At 44.4% G+C, this 19,167-nt stretch carries 15 protein-coding genes; 13 read left to right on the top strand and 2 right to left on the bottom strand.

Features of this window, described 5'->3' with window-relative positions:
* Positions 1 to 302 precede the first annotated feature (302 nt).
* From M2132_RS06525 to M2132_RS06495, 7 genes are all read left to right on the top strand, one after another.
* Entirely contained in the window at positions 303 to 1,313 is a 1,011-nt protein-coding gene (locus M2132_RS06525) for a DUF2268 domain-containing putative Zn-dependent protease (protein WP_280672395.1), read from the top strand.
* A 193-nt stretch (positions 1,314 to 1,506) separates the two neighbouring features.
* The gene (lon, locus tag M2132_RS06520) at positions 1,507 to 3,990 is read left to right on the top strand and encodes an endopeptidase La (protein ID WP_280672510.1); all 2,484 of its coding nucleotides are present in this window, start codon (positions 1,507 to 1,509) and stop codon (positions 3,988 to 3,990) included.
* A gap of 80 nt (positions 3,991 to 4,070) precedes the next feature.
* Entirely contained in the window at positions 4,071 to 5,237 is a 1,167-nt protein-coding gene (locus M2132_RS06515; protein WP_280672397.1) for a hypothetical protein, read from the top strand.
* A gap of 73 nt (positions 5,238 to 5,310) precedes the next feature.
* A complete protein-coding gene (locus M2132_RS06510) occupies positions 5,311 to 5,862 on the top strand; it encodes a DUF4199 domain-containing protein (protein WP_280672399.1) in 552 nt (183 codons plus the stop codon).
* 4 nt (positions 5,863 to 5,866) lie between these two features.
* Entirely contained in the window at positions 5,867 to 6,823 is a 957-nt protein-coding gene (locus M2132_RS06505) for a glycosyltransferase family 2 protein (RefSeq protein ID WP_280672401.1), read from the top strand.
* A 534-nt stretch (positions 6,824 to 7,357) separates the two neighbouring features.
* The gene (glyA, locus tag M2132_RS06500; RefSeq protein ID WP_280672403.1) at positions 7,358 to 8,638 is read left to right on the top strand and encodes a serine hydroxymethyltransferase; all 1,281 of its coding nucleotides are present in this window, start codon (positions 7,358 to 7,360) and stop codon (positions 8,636 to 8,638) included.
* 165 nt (positions 8,639 to 8,803) lie between these two features.
* Positions 8,804 to 10,192 (top strand): glycosyltransferase, encoded by a 1,389-nt coding sequence (locus tag M2132_RS06495; protein WP_280672405.1) that lies wholly within the window; start codon positions 8,804 to 8,806, stop codon positions 10,190 to 10,192.
* On the opposite strand, the gene M2132_RS06490 is transcribed toward M2132_RS06495, so the two are convergent.
* Positions 10,189 to 10,764, bottom strand: coding sequence for a hypothetical protein (locus M2132_RS06490; RefSeq protein ID WP_280672406.1), 576 nt, complete (start codon positions 10,762 to 10,764; stop codon positions 10,189 to 10,191). The two genes, M2132_RS06495 and M2132_RS06490, sit on opposite strands and share 4 nt — an antisense overlap.
* A gap of 130 nt (positions 10,765 to 10,894) precedes the next feature.
* The gene (locus M2132_RS06485; protein WP_280672408.1) at positions 10,895 to 11,737 is read right to left on the bottom strand and encodes a polymorphic toxin type 23 domain-containing protein; all 843 of its coding nucleotides are present in this window, start codon (positions 11,735 to 11,737) and stop codon (positions 10,895 to 10,897) included.
* 346 nt (positions 11,738 to 12,083) lie between these two features.
* Between M2132_RS06485 and M2132_RS06480 the strand changes: the two genes are divergently transcribed.
* The 6 genes from M2132_RS06480 (at position 12,084) to M2132_RS06455 (ending at position 19,163) form a co-directional block, all read left to right on the top strand.
* Complete coding sequence (locus M2132_RS06480) at positions 12,084 to 12,776, top strand: NrtR DNA-binding winged helix domain-containing protein (RefSeq protein ID WP_280672410.1); 693 nt, start codon at positions 12,084 to 12,086, stop codon at positions 12,774 to 12,776.
* 404 nt (positions 12,777 to 13,180) lie between these two features.
* A complete protein-coding gene (gene glmS, locus M2132_RS06475) occupies positions 13,181 to 13,588 on the top strand; it encodes a methylaspartate mutase subunit S (RefSeq protein WP_280672412.1) in 408 nt (135 codons plus the stop codon).
* A gap of 10 nt (positions 13,589 to 13,598) precedes the next feature.
* Positions 13,599 to 14,978, top strand: a complete 1,380-nt coding sequence (gene glmL, locus M2132_RS06470; RefSeq protein ID WP_280672414.1) for a methylaspartate mutase accessory protein GlmL — start codon at positions 13,599 to 13,601, stop codon at positions 14,976 to 14,978.
* Positions 14,979 to 15,019: 41 nt separating this feature from the next.
* A complete protein-coding gene (locus M2132_RS06465) occupies positions 15,020 to 16,486 on the top strand; it encodes a methylaspartate mutase subunit E (RefSeq protein WP_280672416.1) in 1,467 nt (488 codons plus the stop codon).
* Between the two features lie 32 nt (positions 16,487 to 16,518).
* The gene (locus M2132_RS06460; RefSeq protein WP_280672418.1) at positions 16,519 to 17,763 is read left to right on the top strand and encodes a methylaspartate ammonia-lyase; all 1,245 of its coding nucleotides are present in this window, start codon (positions 16,519 to 16,521) and stop codon (positions 17,761 to 17,763) included.
* A gap of 29 nt (positions 17,764 to 17,792) precedes the next feature.
* Entirely contained in the window at positions 17,793 to 19,163 is a 1,371-nt protein-coding gene (locus M2132_RS06455; protein ID WP_280672420.1) for an acyclic terpene utilization AtuA family protein, read from the top strand.
* Positions 19,164 to 19,167 lie beyond the last annotated feature (4 nt).

The raw sequence follows: 19,167 nt of genomic DNA, 5'->3' as shown, positions 1-19,167 counted from the left end.
AAAAAGCCGTGCGCTTAACCGGAAAGCGGATGCAAAAGTAAAACAAACTTTAATCCTATCCAAACTTTTTAAAACCTTTTTTATAAAGTTTTTTTCGCAAAATACCCCAAAACCATCCGCAATCCCTCGTTAACAAGAACTTGCAGAATAAATAAAAAATGAAAAACACACTTATTTTTCAGTTGGGGCGAATTGTAAAACTACAAAAAAATATTTTACACCCAAAACATTTTGTTCTTTTTTCTTGGACACATCCGTTTTTTTATCTTGATTTGAAACTCAAAATTAATTAATGAAACAAGATGAAAAGTAATTTCCTATACAGCTATTGCCTATTGTTACTCTTGTGCTTTGTGGGCTGTTCCGAAAAAACACAAGCCGGATTAAATAGCACAGAAGCTACACCCCCCACTATCAGTATAAACCGATTCGACAAAAAATTGTATTCGTACCTGCAAACGCCCAACCCCACTCAAGAAAGGGAGCTGAAGGAAGAGTACAGCGACTTTCTGTTAGCTTTTGGAATAATAACCATCAGCCGGCCAAACATCAACGAAGAGCTTTTCTTCCCATCGCTCCAGAAGTATTTTTCGAACGAAATGTTACATTATATATATACAGATGCCCTAAAAACGTTCGACGATGTAAGCGCTTATGAACAAGAACTGGCAAATGCAGACCTGCTCATAGCCCAAAACTTTAATCAAAAACGTTTGCCTATATTAGGAATGCATATATCAGGGTTTAAAGAAAACACAATCGTTCTCGAAAACTACATTTCTATATCCATCGACAAATACTTGGGAAAAGATTACCCTGCATATTTGAGATTCTTTGAAGAATATCAGCGTAGGCAAATGGAGCCGAAGTTCGTTGTGCGCGACTTTATCAAGGCTTGGCTACTGTCCGAAAAAACGCAAGTAACAAAAAAGCGTAACCTGTCGGAAGAAATCATAGAAGAAGGTAAAAACCTTTACGTACTATCAATAGCCTTGCCCAACTGGAAGGAGGCCGACCTGATAGGATATACCGAAGAGCAAATGGCTTGGTGCACCGAAAAAGAAGTTCAGATATGGAAAGCCTTGATTCAAGGGCAGTTCCTGTTCAACAAAGACCCTCTCACAATTCAGAAATTCATTGGCGAAACATCCTTCACAACGCCCCTATCGTCCGATTCGCCCGGAAGGGTTGGCGCATGGGTTGGCTGGCAAATTGTTCAGCACTACATGAAACAAACAAACAGCAGCTTGGCAAATCTGATGAACACCGATGCCCAAACAATACTGAAAGAGTCGAAATACAATCCTAATTAAAAAAAAGGACAAAGCACATCGCCAAGCGCCAATTTGACAAGCCGACAGTTTTGCAGGATATATGGCACAAATTTTGTTGAGGCTATATCTCGATTCATGACGAATATATATTAACTTTGCACGCTTTGCTATTGTTTATCGGCATCTGCGGATATTACAATACATACAAAGAGTGAAACGGAAAGAAACAAAGATGCTGAAGAAAGATAAATTAGATTTTTTAAACATCGAAGAAGGTGCTGACCCTGTAATATCGTTTGTTACAGGCGACTTTAACGATGCCGACTGCCATATAGACGAAAAAGACCTGCAAGAAGACTTACCTATACTTGCCCTGAGGAATACTGTTATTTTTCCGGGCACAAGCCTTCCGATAGCCGTTGCCAGAGCAAAATCCCTGAAACTGATAAAGGGGCTGAACAAGAAAAAAGGACGCTACGTAGGCCTTATCTGCCAAAAAGAGGCCGATACGGAAGACCCCACAATAAACGACCTGTATCAGGTGGGCGTTATTGGCGAGATTCTGCGTGTAATAGAATTCCCTGACGACAAAAGCGTTACCGTTATCTTTCAAGGCAAAAAAGCCTTCGAGGTAAAAGAAGTAACCCAAACGGAACCTTATATGCGTGCCCGTTTCAATATCCGAGAACCCAAACCGATACCCAGTGCCGATAAGGAATTTGAAGCCCTGCTGGAGTCTATCCGCGACCTTGCCACGCAAATGCTACGCATGTACGGAGAGCCACCCAAGGAACTGATGCAAAGGCTTAACGCCATAGCAAAATCGCCTATTCTTGTAAATTATTGTTGCACCAACCTGCCCGTTTCGGCTGCCGAAAAACAGGAACTTCTTGACCTAAACGACGAGAGAGAAAGGGCTTACCGCCTATTGATGATTCTGAACCGCGAAAACCAGATGATGGAAATGAAAATGGACATCCAACTGAAAACCCGCGAAGAACTGAATCAGCAGCAAAAAGAATATTTTTTGCAACAACAGATAAAAACCATTCAGGATGAATTGGGCGGAAACCCGCAACAATCGGACATTGACGAATTTCGCAAGCGGGCAAAAGAAAAAAAATGGAATGCCGAGATTGCCGATACGGTAGAAAAAGAAATACGTAAACTGGAACGCCTGCATCCGCAGTCGCCCGACTATACAACGCAATTCAGTTATCTGCAAACCGTATTGGATTTGCCTTGGAACGAATATACCAAAGATAATTTCAACCTGAAGCATGCTCAAAAAGTGCTCGACCGCGACCACTTTGGGCTCGAAAAAGTAAAGGAGCGCATCGTTGAGCATCTGGCCGTATTGAAGCTGAAAGGTGATTTGAAATCGCCCATCATCTGCCTGCATGGCCCTCCCGGTGTAGGTAAAACTTCGCTGGGCAAATCTATTGCCGAAGCCTTGAACCGTAAATATGTACGTGTATCGTTCGGCGGATTGCACGACGAATCGGAAATCAGAGGGCATCGCCGCACCTATATAGGAGCCATGCCCGGACGAATCATACAAAACATACAAAAGGCCGGGTCGTCAAACCCCGTCTTTGTTCTTGACGAGATAGACAAGATAGGAAACGATTTCAGGGGCGACCCCTCTTCGGCTCTGCTCGAAGTGCTCGACCCCGAACAGAACTTCGCCTTCCACGACAATTATCTGAACATCGACTTCGACCTCTCGAAAGTGCTTTTCATAGCCACCGCAAACAACGTGGCAGGCATTTCGCAGCCTTTGCTCGACCGCATGGAGATGATAGACGTGAGCGGATACATCATAGAAGAGAAAATAGAGATTGCGCGCCGCCACCTTATACCCAAGCAATTGGAGTTTCACGGGCTGAAAACGGAAGACATCGAACTGCCTAAAAAAACTCTCGAAAAGATAGTGGAAGATTATACCCGCGAATCGGGCGTACGGGCACTCGACAAAAAAATCGCACAAATCATGCGTAAAGTTGCTCTGAAAGTAGCCACAAAAGCCGATTATCCGAAAGAACTGAAACCTGAACACCTGACTGAATATCTGGGTGCTAAAATATTCTCGAAAGACGAATATCAAGGCAACGATTACGCAGGTGTGGTTACAGGCTTGGCATGGACATCGGTGGGCGGAGAAATACTATTTATAGAAACTTCTCTAAGCAAAGGCAAAAGCGGAAAACTTACCTTGACCGGAAATCTGGGCGATGTGATGAAAGAGTCGGCAATGCTGGCCATGGAATATATACGCTCGCACAACCAGTTTCTGGGCATCGACGATGATGTGTTGAACAACTGGAACGTACACATTCACGTTCCTGAGGGTGCTATTCCTAAAGACGGACCGTCGGCGGGTATAACCATGGTTACCTCGTTGGCATCGGCTTTCACCCAACGGAAAGTAAAAGCCAATCTGGCAATGACAGGCGAAATCACCCTCCGTGGCAAAGTTCTCCCCGTTGGCGGAATCCGAGAAAAGATACTTGCCGCCAAACGCGCGGGCATCAAAGAAATCATCCTCTGCAAAGATAATAAGAAAGACATAGACGAGATAAAAGCTCTTTATCTGAAAGGACTGAAATTCCACTTCGTGGCAGACATAAAAGAGGTTCTGGAGATTGCCCTGCTTAAAGAAAAAGTGCCGCATCCACTCAACTTGCATATAAAAGACAAGGACGCCGAAAAATAAACTAAATAAACAAAACACAGGGTAGATACTACAAGAAAAAAGTATCTACCTTTGTTTTTTAGGGTAAACGCATAAAACACATGAAAGAAAAGAAAAGTAAACAAGGCTGGTTTGCCATAGTCAGAATGTATACTATCTCTATCGTTATAGGGGCTTGCTTAGGCGTAGCGGCAAATGTAATGCCCGATAGCGTGAAAGAATTTTTCGGTGGTTTGTGGCATAACGAAATCTACGGGACGGGAACCGGGTTTTGGTGGATCGACACCATATTATGTATCATTGCCTTTGTGCTGGCATATTACCTGCAAATTATCCTACACGAAGGCGGACACCTTTTTGCGGGGCTAATGTCGGGCTACGGTTTTGTATCGTTCCGTATAGGCAGTTTTGTTTTTATGTTCGAAGGCAGGAAAATAAAAGTGAAACGGTTTGCCATAGCCGGCACGGGCGGTCAATGCCTGATGTCGCCTCCCGATGGGTTTGACGTGAAAACGGTTCCTTATATAAGGTATAACATCGGTGGAGTGTTGGCAAACTGCCTGGCCTCCGCAGTCTGTTTTTGGATATTATGGATGTTTCAGCCACCATTTCCTTTAAATTTTTTTCTGGCCGTAATGTGTTTTCTTGGAATGCTGTTTAGCCTCATGAATGGTATCCCGATGAAGATTTCGGGCATCGCCAACGACACCTATAATATACTCATGCTCCGCAAAGACATGATAGCCCGCAGGGCTTTTATGCTCCAACTGAAAGCGAACGCCTTGCTAAGCCAAGGTACACGCCTGCGCGAAATGCCCGAAGAATGGTTCGTGCTTCCACCCGATGCCGATTTCAATAACTATCTGCATGTTTCGATAAAAATGCTCGAAGCCGGACGCCTTCAAGACCTCGGCGAACAAGACGAAGCACGCCGTTGTTTGGAGGAGTTAGAACCTTATCTGCCCCGCATGATACGCATCTATCGTTACGAAATTCTGTGCGAACTTGCTTTCTACAAAATCATATCGGACGAGAGCCGTGAGCAGATAGACGAAATTTTGACACCCCAACTGAAAAAATATGCCACACAATACAGCCGGTTTATGCTCAGTAAGAAACGCTTGCTATATGCCTACGCCCTGTTCGTAGAAAAAGACAATGCTAAAGCCCGGCAGCTTTACGAAGAAGCCCTGCAAATGAAAGACTCACTTCCCCTCAAAGCCGAAGCCGAAAGCGAGATAGAAATGATGGAACGTCTTACCAAGTAAAGTCTAAGCCATTCTTTTTTTCTTTTTGCTTATTCGTGGTTATTTACGTACTTTTGCACAAATTTCACACTAAATGTCCGAGCTGGAAAAAGGAAAATCGTCTGTAATAACCCTTTTGCGATCCATTATGCAATATGGGTTTGTGTTGGGTATATTCTGGTTCATCAAATATATATTCTTCATCATTTTCGACCTTTGGGACCATATGTGGTACGTCTATAACCTACTTAATATAGGCACTTTGCTACTATATTATGTTTTGGTGAAAAGATACCGCGACAATGCCTTGGGCGGCAAGCTGGGTTACCTGCAATGCATTATATTCTCCACGCTGCTGTTCTTCTTTGCATCGCTCCTCGAATCCATAATCATGTATATACACATCGGGATTATCAATCCCAACTTTGTGTCGCAACACGGCCGCGGATTGTCTTTGCAGATAGCCGAGCTGTTTTACCAGATGTTTACCTCGCCCACTCATACCATAAATGTGGCTAAACCCTTCAAACTGGCAAGCAACGCTGAATATATCATTAATAATATATACACGAGCAGTTTGTATGGTTTCTTTTTGTCTTTAATTTATGGTATATTTGTACGTCGTAAAAAACTTTTGAAAATGTAACCCCATGGATATATCTGTTGTCATCCCATTGTATAACGAAGAAGAGTCGCTCCCCGAACTATACGCATGGATAGATAGGGTAATGAAGGCAAACGGTTTTTCGTTCGAAGTCATTTTTATTGACGATGGCAGCACCGATCGTTCGTGGGAGGTAATACAACAATTGAAAGAAACCTCAGCCCACATCAAGGCCATAAAATTCCGCCGCAATTATGGTAAATCGCCGGCTCTGCACTGTGGTTTTGCCAAAGCAGCGGGCGATGTGGTGATAACCATGGATGCCGACTTGCAAGACAGCCCCGACGAGATTCCCGAACTATATCGCATGGTGAAACAGGACGGATACGACCTTGTTTCGGGTTGGAAGAAAAAACGCTACGACCCCCTGTCTAAAACCATTCCCACAAAGCTATTCAATGCCACCGTACGGAAAGTATCGGGCATAAAAAATCTGCACGACTTTAACTGCGGACTGAAAGCCTATCGCAATGTTGTTGTCAAAAACATTGAAGTTTATAACGACATGCACCGCTACATTCCTTATCTGGCAAAGAATGCAGGTTTTAAGAAAATCGCGGAAAAAGAAGTTGCGCACCAATCGCGCAAATACGGCGAAAGCAAATTTATGGGCATAAGCCGTTTCTTTAACGGTTATCTCGACCTGTTGAACCTGTGGTTTCTGGCAAAATTCGGACGCAAACCAATGCACTTTTTCGGCGTATTGGGCAGTTTGATGTTTTTTATCGGGCTGATAGCCGTTATTCTGGTGGGCGGGATGAAACTTTATGCCATGAACAGCGGCCACGATTACAGGTTGGTTACCGACTCTCCCTACTTCTACATTGCCTTGACGATGATGCTTTTGGGAACACAGCTTTTCCTTGCCGGATTTTTGGGCGAACTCATTTCGCGCAACGCACCCGAAAGGAACAATTATACCATAGAGCAAGAGCTGGAATAAAACCTGATTTTGTATCCCTCAAAAAAAAACTTGGACAATACCCGTAGGGAATTTAGAGAATTTATGTCAAATTTGTCCTTCTGACCGTAGGGAAGAATCTCCTTTTTGATAGAAGAGATGTTTCACTATCGTTCAACATGACAAAAAGGAAATTACTTATTATAAACACTTTATGGCATAATCCTTGAGTCGCCTACGCTCCTCGAACGTTGTTTCTGAACAAAGTGAAGAGTCTCTGTTTTTTTATTTAAGATCCTTCGTTACACTCAGGATGACAATCTGAAATGAATATATGTTATTTCTCAAATAATTAGCTTTTATTTTCTAAATGCACTACGGGTTGTACAATATCAAATTGTTAGCGGCAGATACCGTTTAAAGGGCAAGCCCCTTCTTTCGGTTGACAAACTTTAAAGAAAACAAACTCTGAAGCCTGTTTTTAAAAATAACGCATAAATCTTGGCAGAGTGGATTATTATAGTAATTTTGCACACTATTGTATATAGAATTATTTGTCTAAAATATTAACTTTTTATGAAAAGAGACACAGCGATTTTCGACATCATCGAAAGAGAGCATCAGCGTCAGCTGAAAGGTATAGAGCTAATCGCTTCCGAAAACTTCGTAAGCCCACAAGTAATGGAAGCAATGGGTTCGGTTTTAACAAACAAGTATGCCGAAGGTTATCCGGGCAAACGCTATTATGGTGGTTGCGAAATAGTTGACCTTAGCGAACAGTTGGCAATAGACCGTTTGAAAGAAGTTTTCGGCGCAGAATGGGCTAACGTTCAGCCTCACTCGGGCGCGCAGGCTAATGCCGCGGTATTTTTGGCTTGCTTGCAAGCTGGCGACAAATTCTTGGGTCTGAACCTTTCGCACGGTGGACACCTTTCGCACGGTTCGCCTGTAAACTTCTCAGGATTGATGTTCCACGCTTTGGAATACAACGTGAAAGAAGACACCGAAACAGTAGACTACGACCAGATGGAAGCTTTGGCAAAAGCCGAAAAACCAAAACTTATAATTGCCGGAGCATCTGCTTATTCTCGCGAGTGGGATTACGCACGTATCCGCAAGATAGCCGATTCTATCGGTGCTATTTTCATGGTCGATATGGCTCACCCTGCCGGATTGATTGCTGCCGGATTGTTGAACAACCCGCTTCCTCATGCGCACATCGTGACATCAACTACACACAAAACGCTTCGCGGCCCTCGTGGTGGTGTTATTTTGTTGGGCAAAGATTTCGAAAATCCTTGGGGAAAGAAAACTCCAAAAGGCGAAATCAGAATGATGTCTGCAATCTTGGATTCTGCTGTATTCCCCGGAATGCAAGGTGGTCCGCTTGAGCATGTAATCGCTGCAAAAGCTGTTGCTTTTGGTGAGGCTCTCGATCCATCGTACAAAGTTTACCAAACTCAGGTTAAGAAAAATGCTTCGGTTATGGCTCAGGCATTCTTAGATAAAGGCTACAAAGTTATATCGGGCGGAACAGACAACCACCTTGTATTGGTTGACCTTCGCCAGAAGTTCCCCGAACTGACAGGTAAAGCTGCCGAAAAAGCCCTTGTTGCCGCCGATATCACAACAAACAAAAACATGGTTCCTTTCGATAGCCGCAGCCCGTTCCTTACTTCGGGACTTCGTTTTGGTACACCAGCCATCACAACTCGTGGCTTGAAGGAAGATATGATGCCTCAAATAGTGGAAATGATAGACACTGTGCTTGCCAACCACGAAAACGAAGCAACAATCAAAGCTGTTCACGAAAAAGTAAACAGCATCATGAAAGATTATCCTTTGTTTGCTTGGTAAGGAAAACACACAATACCAATAAGCAAATAAATAACCCCTACACTGCCGTGCAATTTAAACATTGTGCGGCAGCGTTTTTTTGTATAAAGTTGTGAGTTAGCACAGGTTCTTATACCTTTACGCCATGATTTTTCCGTTTATGAATTTTATCGTTCAACACAAAGCATGATATCTGTAATCGTATCCGTTTATAAAAAGCTTGACAATCTTGACCTTATTCTGCAAGGTTTGGACAGACAATCGTACAAAGACTTCGAGGTAGTTGTGGCAGAAGACAACGATGCGCCCGAAACGATAAGCTTTTTAGACAACGCCCGCAAGAGGCATGCTTTCGCGATAAAACACGTAAGCCAAGAGGACAAGGGCTTCCGCAAAACGCGGATACTGAATAAAGCCCTGCTCGTGGCAGAAGGCCAATATCTGGTTTTTCTGGACGGCGATTGCATTCCGCACCGGCATTTGCTCCGCAACTATCACAAATACCTTACGCCAAACACGGTTTGCATGGGCAAACGGTGCGCCCTGAAAAAAGAATTTTCGGAAAAGATAGTAAGCCGCAAAAAACTGGGCTGGACAAACATACTATACCTGATGCTCAACAGCCTCACTCCCGAAAGCGGTTTGTACCTACCCGCCGAAGGCGAACGCAACGACAATTACAAACTGATACTTGGCTGCAACTATGCCCTACCCCGTCAACTGCTGCTCGATATTAACGGCTTTGACGAAGATTACGACCACGCAGGCGTGGGCGAAGACCACGACATAGACTGGCGGCTGCGCAAACTGGGTGGTGTGCGCTTCCTGAACATAAAGCATTCGGTTATTGTATATCACATCTATCACGATGGGCATTACAACCAGAAAGTAACCCTTGCAATGAATATGCTGCTCGAACATAAGCTGAAACAGCAGCAAATAAGATGTCTGAACGGGATAGAAAAACTTGGTTCGGAACTCGGCAGCGAAGCCGAAAAGCAAGCCATCTTCCGGTTTATAGAAGAAAGCTACAACAAACCCGAGGAGCCGGTAACCGACAGCGCAACGAAGGAGGCACAGGAATGTACTTTCGCTCCTTTCGACTTCATCATTCCCCACCATACCGACTTCAATATACAGCAAATAAAGCACCTCAACATTCTTGAGCAATACAACCGCTGCGGATTAGACCCTTACCGGGAAACCATAGTGATAGACTTGGGCGAACTGGAGGTTTGCCAAGCAGAAAACAAAGAAAGTTATATCCTTGACTATCTGGAACAAAACCCACACAATAGACAAATCCTTGTCATGGGGCTTGGCACTAAAAGTGAACGGGATGCTGTAAACGAAACGATAAGAAAGAAATACCCGAAGGCCGTATCTGCCATTAACAAACTATCGCCAAAAGACGAGGTGTATCTCATAGCGCAATGTAAATTTCTGATTACATCTTCTTCTTTCAGTTCAGACTCTATGCATTTTGCAAAAGCCTTGAGTGTGCCATGTGTGGATATGAATAACTCTGATATCGAAATACTTATAGAGCAAGTAGAAAAACTTATCTCCTTTTAATTTGGGGTACGAAACCAGCTTTTCCTGAAGAAAGGGCAATCGGTAGCATCCCGACGTGAAGCCAAAGGATAGAATCGGGCTACTTTAGGGCAAGGATTATCGGTAAACGAAGGATAGTTTGCCATATAACCCAGATTCGAGTATCGGGGCTGAACATAATCGCTGATGTTTACAATACCACCGTCAAGGATACGATAGTCTCTGAAAACTACAAACCCTCCGCCATCGGTACGTATTGCCTGTGTTTTTATGGTATCGCCCGCCAAGCGGTAAGTTCCCCAAATAGGGTAGCGGCACAGGGATGATGTTCCTCCCTCGGCAAAGCAAGCTATCAAATCTTCACTCACATAACTCGTGGTAGCTATGCAAAATAAACCATCGGGATAGAACATATATACCGAAAAGAACGAAGAGTCGCACCCCATTGGCGAAACATAACAGCCGTTTATATTTATACGATTTTCTAAGCCTGTATCTTTACCATCATACAAACAGGTGAAATTTCGGGGGCCAGACGCGCATGCCGAAAAAAGGATTATAAACAACAAACAAACAGATATATTTTTCATCATTTAAGTTTAATATAAAAATTGCTCGCACGTTTTTGTCGTGCTGCCAACAGGAAGCATATCGTGTACATCAAAAGGAGATTCTTCACTTCGGACGACTCAATGACATACGACAATAAAAAAATTTCATCACCTAATACAATGTATAAGGCTTATCGACACCCGCTTGTATAAAGTGGTTCGACGAACTGCCCGTTCTGAAATCGGGAGTATTGAAAAACACCCTATGCCACAAGTTCTGCCCAAGGAATCCCCCTACGGGGCTGTTAAACCCATAGCGCACAATAAGGTCGCGGGTGGTGTAACCAACATACACCGGGCTCGACACTTGCCGCCCCTTGGCATAAACACCCAGACTATTATCCGGCGAAACATCCGTGCGCGCGTCTATATCGGTAGTATAAACATTTGTTCCCGCAAGGAAACCCTTGTACCGTACTTCGAGCGCAGCCGTGCGGTATCGGTCATATATCTTGAATCCGGCGAAGGGGAAAGCCAGAATATCGTCCTCAAAATTTATATTGAAGTCGCCCAGACGCACGCCCAAAAGCCCCGAAAGCTGCTTATCGCCCTGATGATATTTGTTCAGATAGTAGGATGCGCCATATCGGCCATCGTCGTAATTTAGCCCGGCAAACGATGTCCCCACGCCAAAGTCCTGCTTTGCTTTATAGGCATCCGCTCCTGCCGAGAAAGTCCAGTTGCCAACCCTTTGCCACAGGGTAAGGCCTGCCCCCAGCCTAAAGCCGTTGCGGTCGGCTGCACCCGCTGTAAACATCGCTACCAGAGAGAGCGATATGCCAAATCCGTCACGGTTTTTACCTGCGCCGAAAGCCATAGTTGCAGCGTGGTCATTATCGTAACGGAGCTTATGCTGCGAAAAAGCTTTCGGAGTCATCACCAAAAGACAAAGCGACAAAACAGAATTCCGAAATATTCGCGAAAAACAATTTATATGTTCCTTACCCAATGCCATACTTTGCGTATTGTTATCTATTAGTGCTTTTAAAACTTATATTCAATGTAAAAAATATTTATAGTTTTTATCAGTCTAAGATACTTCGTTTCTCTCAGTATGATAAGATGATATTTTATATTATATTTCTGATAGTTAGAGTTCTTTTTTAATTCACTATAGGCTAATACAATTCTTAACAAACAGCCGCAAAGATAGATATTTTTTATATCATTGTTGTTTTATGACAAAGAACAACAAATTTAACGTATATTTGAAAAGTTAAAGAAATGTAATAAGTGTAAATTTCACACGCGCGTATTGTAAGGCAAACAATAAGTGTAAGATTTACAATCAATGTAATTCCATGAGATCTCTAACCCTCGAAAAACAAGAACGATTCTACGTTGTTGCAGATTGTGTTATATTAGGATTCAAAAACGGCAAAATATTTGTATTAATTGCCAAAAGCGACATTGACACACTAAAAGACATGGACTCTTTGCCCAATGTTTTTTTGATGAGTAACAAAGGACTAACCGAAACGGTGGTTCAGTTGGTACAAAAATATACGGGCATTGAAAACACGTATATCTGTCAAGCCAAGGTGTATGATAAGACCCTGCAAAGCGACTACCAGGTTGTGACGGTAGCTTTTTTCGCCCTTATAAACATGCAAGAGTTTGATCAACAACTATTAACCATGCACAACACCCGTTGGGTGGAACTTAGCTGTGCAAAAAATCTGATTATAGACCAAGACCAGATATTGAAGGAAACGGTAGCTTTCATGCAAAAAAAAGCTGCTGCCGAGCCTATCGCCTTCAGCCTGCTCCCCAAAAGATTCACCTTGCCACAAGTACAAAACTTGTACGAAGCCCTCTTTCGGATGACATTCGACAAGAGAAACTTCCGAAAAAAAATATTGGATATGAATATCCTCGATAAGTTCGACGAAAAAGATCGTGTCGGGTCTAAAAAAGGAGCATTCCTCTATAAATTTAACGAAGACAAATTTCAACGGTTTCTGAAGAAAAAGCATATATTCTCTCTTCGCTAAAAACCTCTTCAAAGAGATACGAAACAAATACCGCAATCATAAAATTGGTTAAATATCCGATTCACCCGTATAGCCTGCATGTTATCATTTCAGGCTTTTCCGTGTGATTTTGCTCCTTACCTTCGCTTCATTTTATTATGTTGCAAACAAATTTGCGATTTTAACGCGCGCCGGTTTATTTCAGAAACAGTCATCTGCCCTCGCTTTTGTAAAAAACTCTCCGTATATTCTGCTGTAAAATACCTAAAATCAGTAACACATTATTCAGAAATTTGTACTTTTGTATCGGTTTAAGTATTGTTCTGATAAGGATATTCCAAACAGACCCAAAGCGATGTTTCAGGAATGCAGATTTGAAGGGCAGTGCCAACTTGTGTAAATTATAAAGTATTTTAAAAACTTTTATGGAAAGAAAAACCATTGTTACGGGTGTAATAGGCGCCGATGTACATGCTGTTGGTAATAAGATTCTTGCTTACGCACTGGAAGATGCCGGGTTCAATGTCGTAAATCTGGGTGTGATGGTATCGCAAGACGAATATATAGCCGCTGCCTTAGAAACAAACGCCGATGCTATCGTTGTGTCTTCATTGTATGGACATGGCGAAATTGATTGCAACGGCCTCAGAGAAAAATGCGACGAAGCCGGGCTAAAAGATATTCCTTTGTTGGCCGGCGGAAATCTTGTGGTTGGTAAACAAGATTTTGCCGAAGTAGAAAAACGGTTCAAAGCGATGGGCTATACCCGTGTATATCCACCCGGAACAACTATCGAAACAACTATTCACGATTTGCATGAACTGTTAGATTAAAGCAATCAAAATGAATTACTTGACGGTTGATTTTGGCAGTACATTCACTAAACTGACCCTTATAAACGCCGAACAAGAAACTATTCTGGGCACTGCCAGCGCTTTTACAACCATCGACGTTGACATCGTTAACGGGTTCAATCAAGCGCTGCAAAATCTGGAAAAGAAGATAGGCACATTCAGCTACGACAAAATGCTTTGTTGCAGCAGTGCAGGTGGCGGGCTCAAGATGGTTGCCCTTGGCCTTGTGCCCGAACTGACGGCAAAGGCGGCCAAGATGGCAGCATCGAGCGCGGGGGCAAAAGTGGTTAGGACGTATTCGTTCGAAATATCGCCAAAAGAACAAACCGAAATATACGATATCAATCCCGACTTGATTCTTCTTTGCGGAGGAACAGACGGAGGAAACAAAGATGTAATTGTGGCCAATGCTAAACGACTGTGCAGCATAGACCGCAATTTCTCGATTATTGCAGCCGGAAATAAATGCGCTGCTTACGAGCTGGAGGAGATATTCCGGGCTTCGGGCAAAGACTATGTCATTACCGACAATGTAATGCCCGTTTTCAACAACCTGAATATAGCTCCTGCCAAGAAAAGCATCACCAATCTTTTTATAAAGAAAATAATTGAAGCCAAAGGCCTTTCGGGCGCACAGCAGATGGCTGCAAACGAAATCATACCCACACCGTTGGCCGTGATGGACGCTTGCGAGCTGTTGAGCAAAGGGACAAAAAAGACCGAAGGCTTGGGCGAACTCATAGCCATAGACTTGGGTGGAGCCACAACCGATGTGTACTCGATGGCAAAAGGCAAGCCGGCACACGAAAACGTTGTGGAAAAAGGCCTGCCCGAACCCTTCAGCAAACGCACCGTAGAGGGCGATTTGGGTATGCGATACAGCCTTATCTCTCTGGTTGAAGAACTGGATACCGAAGAACTGGAGGAAAAGCACGGGATAGAAAGCGGCGCCATCGCCCGTTGGGTGGAACGCTGCGCGACCTGCCCCGATACCATTGCCACCACCGAGGCCGAGTTCAGCATAGAACAACTTTTGGCTCACTGCGCGGTAGAGATAGCCGTTGAACGGCACTGCGGATTCATGGAAAGTACATACTCGCCATTGGGCGAGATTTTTTCCATAACCGGCAAAGACCTCACCACCGTACCATATGTATTGGGCATCGGCGGAGCCATGATAAGCAGCAGCAACCCTGCGGCCATACTGGATGGCGCACAATACAACATCCAGAAATTCAACTATATGAAACCAAAAAGTCCGGCATATTTGTTGGACCAGAAATATATTATCGCGTCCATGGGGCTGCTCAGTGCCGAAAATCCTGAGTTGGCCTTAAAACTAATGAAACAAGAAATAAAACAATTATAGCTTAATCAACAACCTAACCAAAGGAGGGTTAAAAAACAAAAATGGAAATAAAGAACATTAAGTTATCGAACGATGATTTTTTTGCCGAACGGAAAGAAATTCTGGAGCAATGGCCAACAGGGAAAGGCGTAGATTTTGACGAAGCGGTAAAATACCAAAAAAGTATTCCCGAAGAAAGACACTTCGGCCGCAAGATGGAAAAAGCCGCCCAAGAAGGTGTAACCCTTATCCAGCCAAGAGCAGGGGTAGCCCTTTACGACAAGCACATCGAACTCTTGCAATATCTTGAAAGCGAAGGCGGAGCAGACCTCCTGCCAAGTACAATAGACAGCTATACCCGCTTGAACAGGTATAACGAAGCTGAGCTCGGCATACAAAAAAGTAAAGAATCGGGACGGTCTATGCTGAACGGTTTTCCGGCCGTGAACTACGGTGTGGATATCTGCCGTGTTGTAACCTCATCGGTTAAAAGCCCAGTACAGGTACGTCACGGAACTCCTGACGCCCGTTTGTTGACAGAAATCACTATTGCCGGAGGTTTCACCTCGTACGAAGGCGGTGGTATATCTTACAACATTCCTTACTCAAAAAATCATTCACTCGAAAGCACTATTGCCCACTGGCAATACACCGACCGTCTTATCGGTCTGTACGAAGAAGCCGGTGTTTCCATCAACCGTGAGCCTTTCGGCCCGCTGACCGGAACGCTTGTACCTCCTTGTATTTCCAACACGGTAGCCGTTCTTGAAGCCCTTTTGGCTGCAACGCAAGGCGTAAAAGACCTTACTGTAGGTTACGGACAGTGCGGAAACCTTATTCAGGATGTGGCGGCTATCCGTTCGCTTAACATCATGACACGGAAATATCTCGATAAGTTCGGATTCAACGATGTACGTGTAACTACCGTATTCCATCAATGGATGGGTGGTTTCCCTCAAGACGAATCTAAATCGTTTGCCGTAATTTCGTGGGGTGCTGCCGCCGCTGTTTTGGCAAAAGCCACAAAAGTGATTGTAAAAACTCCGCACGAGGCAATAGGCGTTCCAACAAAAGAGGCCAATGCAGCCGGACTGAAAGCCACAAAACAGCTTACATCCATGTTGCGCGACCAAAGCTTTGTTGACATACCCGCCGTTGTTGCCGAAAGCGATATCATAGAGCAGGAAATGGAATGTATGCTCCGCAAAATTGAAGAACTTGGCAAGGGCGACTATGCCAAGGGAACAGTTGCAGCCTTCGAGGCGGGAGTTATAGACATACCGTTTGCGCCAAGCAAATTTAACGCGGGCAAAGTTATGCCGGCTCGCGACAATACAGGAGCCGTGCGTCTGCTCGATCCGGGTAATATCCCTCTCACCGACGATTTGCGTGCCTTCCACCGTCAAAAACTGGAAGAACGCGCCGCCTACGAAAACCGTCCGGTTACCTTCCAGATGGTGATAGACGACGTGTATGCCATCGGTAAGGGCTTCCTTGTGGGGCGTCCAAACGAACATATGCATATTTAATTAACAACCAAAAATATTAAAACATATATCTCATGAAAATCATTGATGTTGTATGCGCTCAAGGGAAAACAGGTTTCTTCTTTGACGACCAGAAAGCAATAAAGGCAGGAGCAAAAAACGACGGAGCTTTTTATTTGGGCAAACCCATGACCGAAGGCTTCACGGCCGTACGCCAGGCAGGTGAGTCTATCTCCGTGCTGTTCATCCTCGAAAACGGAGCTGTTGCCCACGGCGACTGCGCGGCCGTGCAATATTCGGGAGCCGGCGGACGTGACCCTTTGTTCCTTGCGAAAGACTTTATTCCTATCATCGAAAAAGAAATTGCTCCTTTGTACAAAGGCAAAGATATAACCAGCTTCCGCGAGCTTGCCGACATCGTTGATAAGAGAGTGAACCCTGCAACAGGCAAGGTGTATCACACGGCTATACGCTACGGTGTTACCCAAGCTTGTCTTGACGCGGTTGCCAAAAGCAAATCGAAACTGATGGCGCAGGTTATTGCCGAAGAGTACGGAACAAAAATTTCGGACTCTATCATACCTATCTTCTCGCAATCGGGCGACGACCGCTATATGAACGCCGATAAGATGATTATGAAAGGCGCGGACGTATTGCCTCACGCTTTGTTCAACCATGTGGAAGAAAAAGTAGGTTTGAAGGGCGAAAAAATTCTTGCCTATATTGAGTGGTTAAGAAAACGCATCCTCGACTTTAAACCATACGAAAGCTATAACCCAACCATCCATATCGACGTTTACGGTACACTCGGGCCGGTATTCAACAACGATTTCGCTAAAATAGCCGACTACATCGGTACGCTCGAAGCGGCAGCCCAACCATTCAAATTAAGAGTGGAAGGTCCTGTTGATATGGGCGAACGCGAAGCACAGATAGACGCGCTTGCCGAAATCCGCCGATTGATGGAAGAAAAAGGTGTGAAAGCCGAAATCGTTGCCGACGAATGGTGCAACACCCTCGAAGACATCAAAGACTTTGCCACACGCAAAGCCGGACACATGGCTCAGATTAAAACTCCCGACTTGGGCGGTATAAACAACTCTATCGAGGCGGTTATCTACTGCAAAGAAAATGGTATGGGTGCTTATCTGGGTGGTACTTGCAACGAAACAAACCGTTCGACCGAAGTATGCGCGCACATCGCCATGGCAACCCAACCTATACAATACCTTGCCAAACCGGGTATGGGTGTTGACGAAGGCTATATGCTTGTTTTCAACGAAATGCAACGTGTATTGGCACTAAAAGACAAATTATAAAAACAACCAACTTAAAGATAAAAAATAATATGGAAGAAATCAGAATTCTTTCTCCTACGGCCATACTTGGCTACGGATTCCCGATGGAGTCGTTTGTAGAAGGTATGAAGAGAAAACCTCACGTAATAGCCGTAGATGCCGGTTCGACCGACCCCGGTCCTTATTATTTGGGAGCAGGAAAATCGTTTACCGATTACAACTCCGTGAAACGTGATTTGGGCATAATGATTCCCGCAGCCATCGAAGCCGGAATACCTGTCATAATAGGTACAGGCGGCGGATGCGGAGGGCATCCTCACGTTGAGTTTGTTGTTAAGATTATAGAAGAGATAGTACAGGAAAGCAGCCTGAGCTTCAAATTTGCCGTTATACATTCGGAGTTAGATAAAACCCTGATAAAACAAAAATTGGCAAAAGGCGAAATTGAGCCGTTGCACCCTGCAAAGCAAATCACCGAAAAAGACGTTGACGAAGCCGTGCGCATAGTTGCCCAGATTGGCGAAGAGCCATACATAAAGGCTCTTGACGAAGGCGCGCAGGTGATACTTGCTGGCCGTTCGTACGACCCTTCGGTGTTCGCAGCCCTTGCCATCAAGGAAGGTTTTGACAAAGGTCTTGCCATCCACTTGGGTAAAATTCTTGAATGTGCATCTATCGCAGCCCTTCCGGGTAGCGGTAGCGATTGTATGTTCGGATACCTGCAAAAAGACGGCTTCGTGCTCGAACCTCTATCGCCTATACGTAAATGTACAACCCTTTCGGTTGCCGCGCATACGCTTTACGAGAAAACCAACCCTTACATACTACCGGGTCCCGGTGGCGCTATCGACTTGCACAACTGCGAGTTCACACAAATAGACGACAATAAGGTGCGGGTTACTGGTAGCCGCTTTGTGCCCACCGACGAATATTTTGTAAAGCTTGAAGGCGTTCGCAGTGTAGGTTACCGCACTATTTCGGTAGCTGCCCTGAAAGACCCTATCATGATAGAAAAGATAGACGATGTGGTAAAAAGCGTTCGCGAGCGTGTTGTCAACAATTTTGAAAGCTACGGGATAAAAGATTTCTTCCTCGATTTCAAGATTTATGGCAAAAACGGAGTGATGGGCTTATTCCCCGGTTCGGAAACCCGTGTGGCTCACGAGTTGTGCGTCATTATCGAGGCTGTTGCCGCAACCCAAGACCAAGCCGACACCATTTGCGGTTTCGCACGCAGCACCATGTTGCACTTTGGTTACGAAGGACGTATTTCTACTGCCGGAAACCTTGCTTTCCCGTTCTCTCCGTCCGACTGTAAAGTGGGCGAAGTGTTCGAGTTCAGCGTTTATCATCTGATGAAGGTAGAAAGTCCGACGGAACACTTCCCGATAATATACAGGCAATTTACTAACGGTAAATAAAAAC

Source organism: Dysgonomonas sp. PH5-45 (assembly GCF_029893235.1).
Classification (GTDB): Bacteria; Bacteroidota; Bacteroidia; order Bacteroidales; family Dysgonomonadaceae; genus UBA1309.
This window is presented reverse-complemented; position numbering and strand designations above follow the sequence as displayed.

Coding starts and splice junctions, on each gene's coding strand:
- M2132_RS06490 (WP_280672406.1), bottom strand. CDS start 10,764: ATGATGAAAAATATATCTGTTTGTTTGTTGTTTATAATCCTTTTTTCG.
- M2132_RS06515 (WP_280672397.1), top strand. CDS start 4,071: ATGAAAGAAAAGAAAAGTAAACAAGGCTGGTTTGCCATAGTCAGAATG.
- glmS (WP_280672412.1), top strand. CDS start 13,181: ATGGAAAGAAAAACCATTGTTACGGGTGTAATAGGCGCCGATGTACAT.
- glyA (WP_280672403.1), top strand. CDS start 7,358: ATGAAAAGAGACACAGCGATTTTCGACATCATCGAAAGAGAGCATCAG.
- M2132_RS06495 (WP_280672405.1), top strand. CDS start 8,804: ATGATATCTGTAATCGTATCCGTTTATAAAAAGCTTGACAATCTTGAC.
- M2132_RS06455 (WP_280672420.1), top strand. CDS start 17,793: ATGGAAGAAATCAGAATTCTTTCTCCTACGGCCATACTTGGCTACGGA.
- M2132_RS06465 (WP_280672416.1), top strand. CDS start 15,020: ATGGAAATAAAGAACATTAAGTTATCGAACGATGATTTTTTTGCCGAA.
- M2132_RS06505 (WP_280672401.1), top strand. CDS start 5,867: ATGGATATATCTGTTGTCATCCCATTGTATAACGAAGAAGAGTCGCTC.
- M2132_RS06510 (WP_280672399.1), top strand. CDS start 5,311: ATGTCCGAGCTGGAAAAAGGAAAATCGTCTGTAATAACCCTTTTGCGA.
- M2132_RS06480 (WP_280672410.1), top strand. CDS start 12,084: ATGAGATCTCTAACCCTCGAAAAACAAGAACGATTCTACGTTGTTGCA.
- M2132_RS06525 (WP_280672395.1), top strand. CDS start 303: ATGAAAAGTAATTTCCTATACAGCTATTGCCTATTGTTACTCTTGTGC.
- lon (WP_280672510.1), top strand. CDS start 1,507: ATGCTGAAGAAAGATAAATTAGATTTTTTAAACATCGAAGAAGGTGCT.
- M2132_RS06460 (WP_280672418.1), top strand. CDS start 16,519: ATGAAAATCATTGATGTTGTATGCGCTCAAGGGAAAACAGGTTTCTTC.
- glmL (WP_280672414.1), top strand. CDS start 13,599: ATGAATTACTTGACGGTTGATTTTGGCAGTACATTCACTAAACTGACC.
- M2132_RS06485 (WP_280672408.1), bottom strand. CDS start 11,737: ATGGCATTGGGTAAGGAACATATAAATTGTTTTTCGCGAATATTTCGG.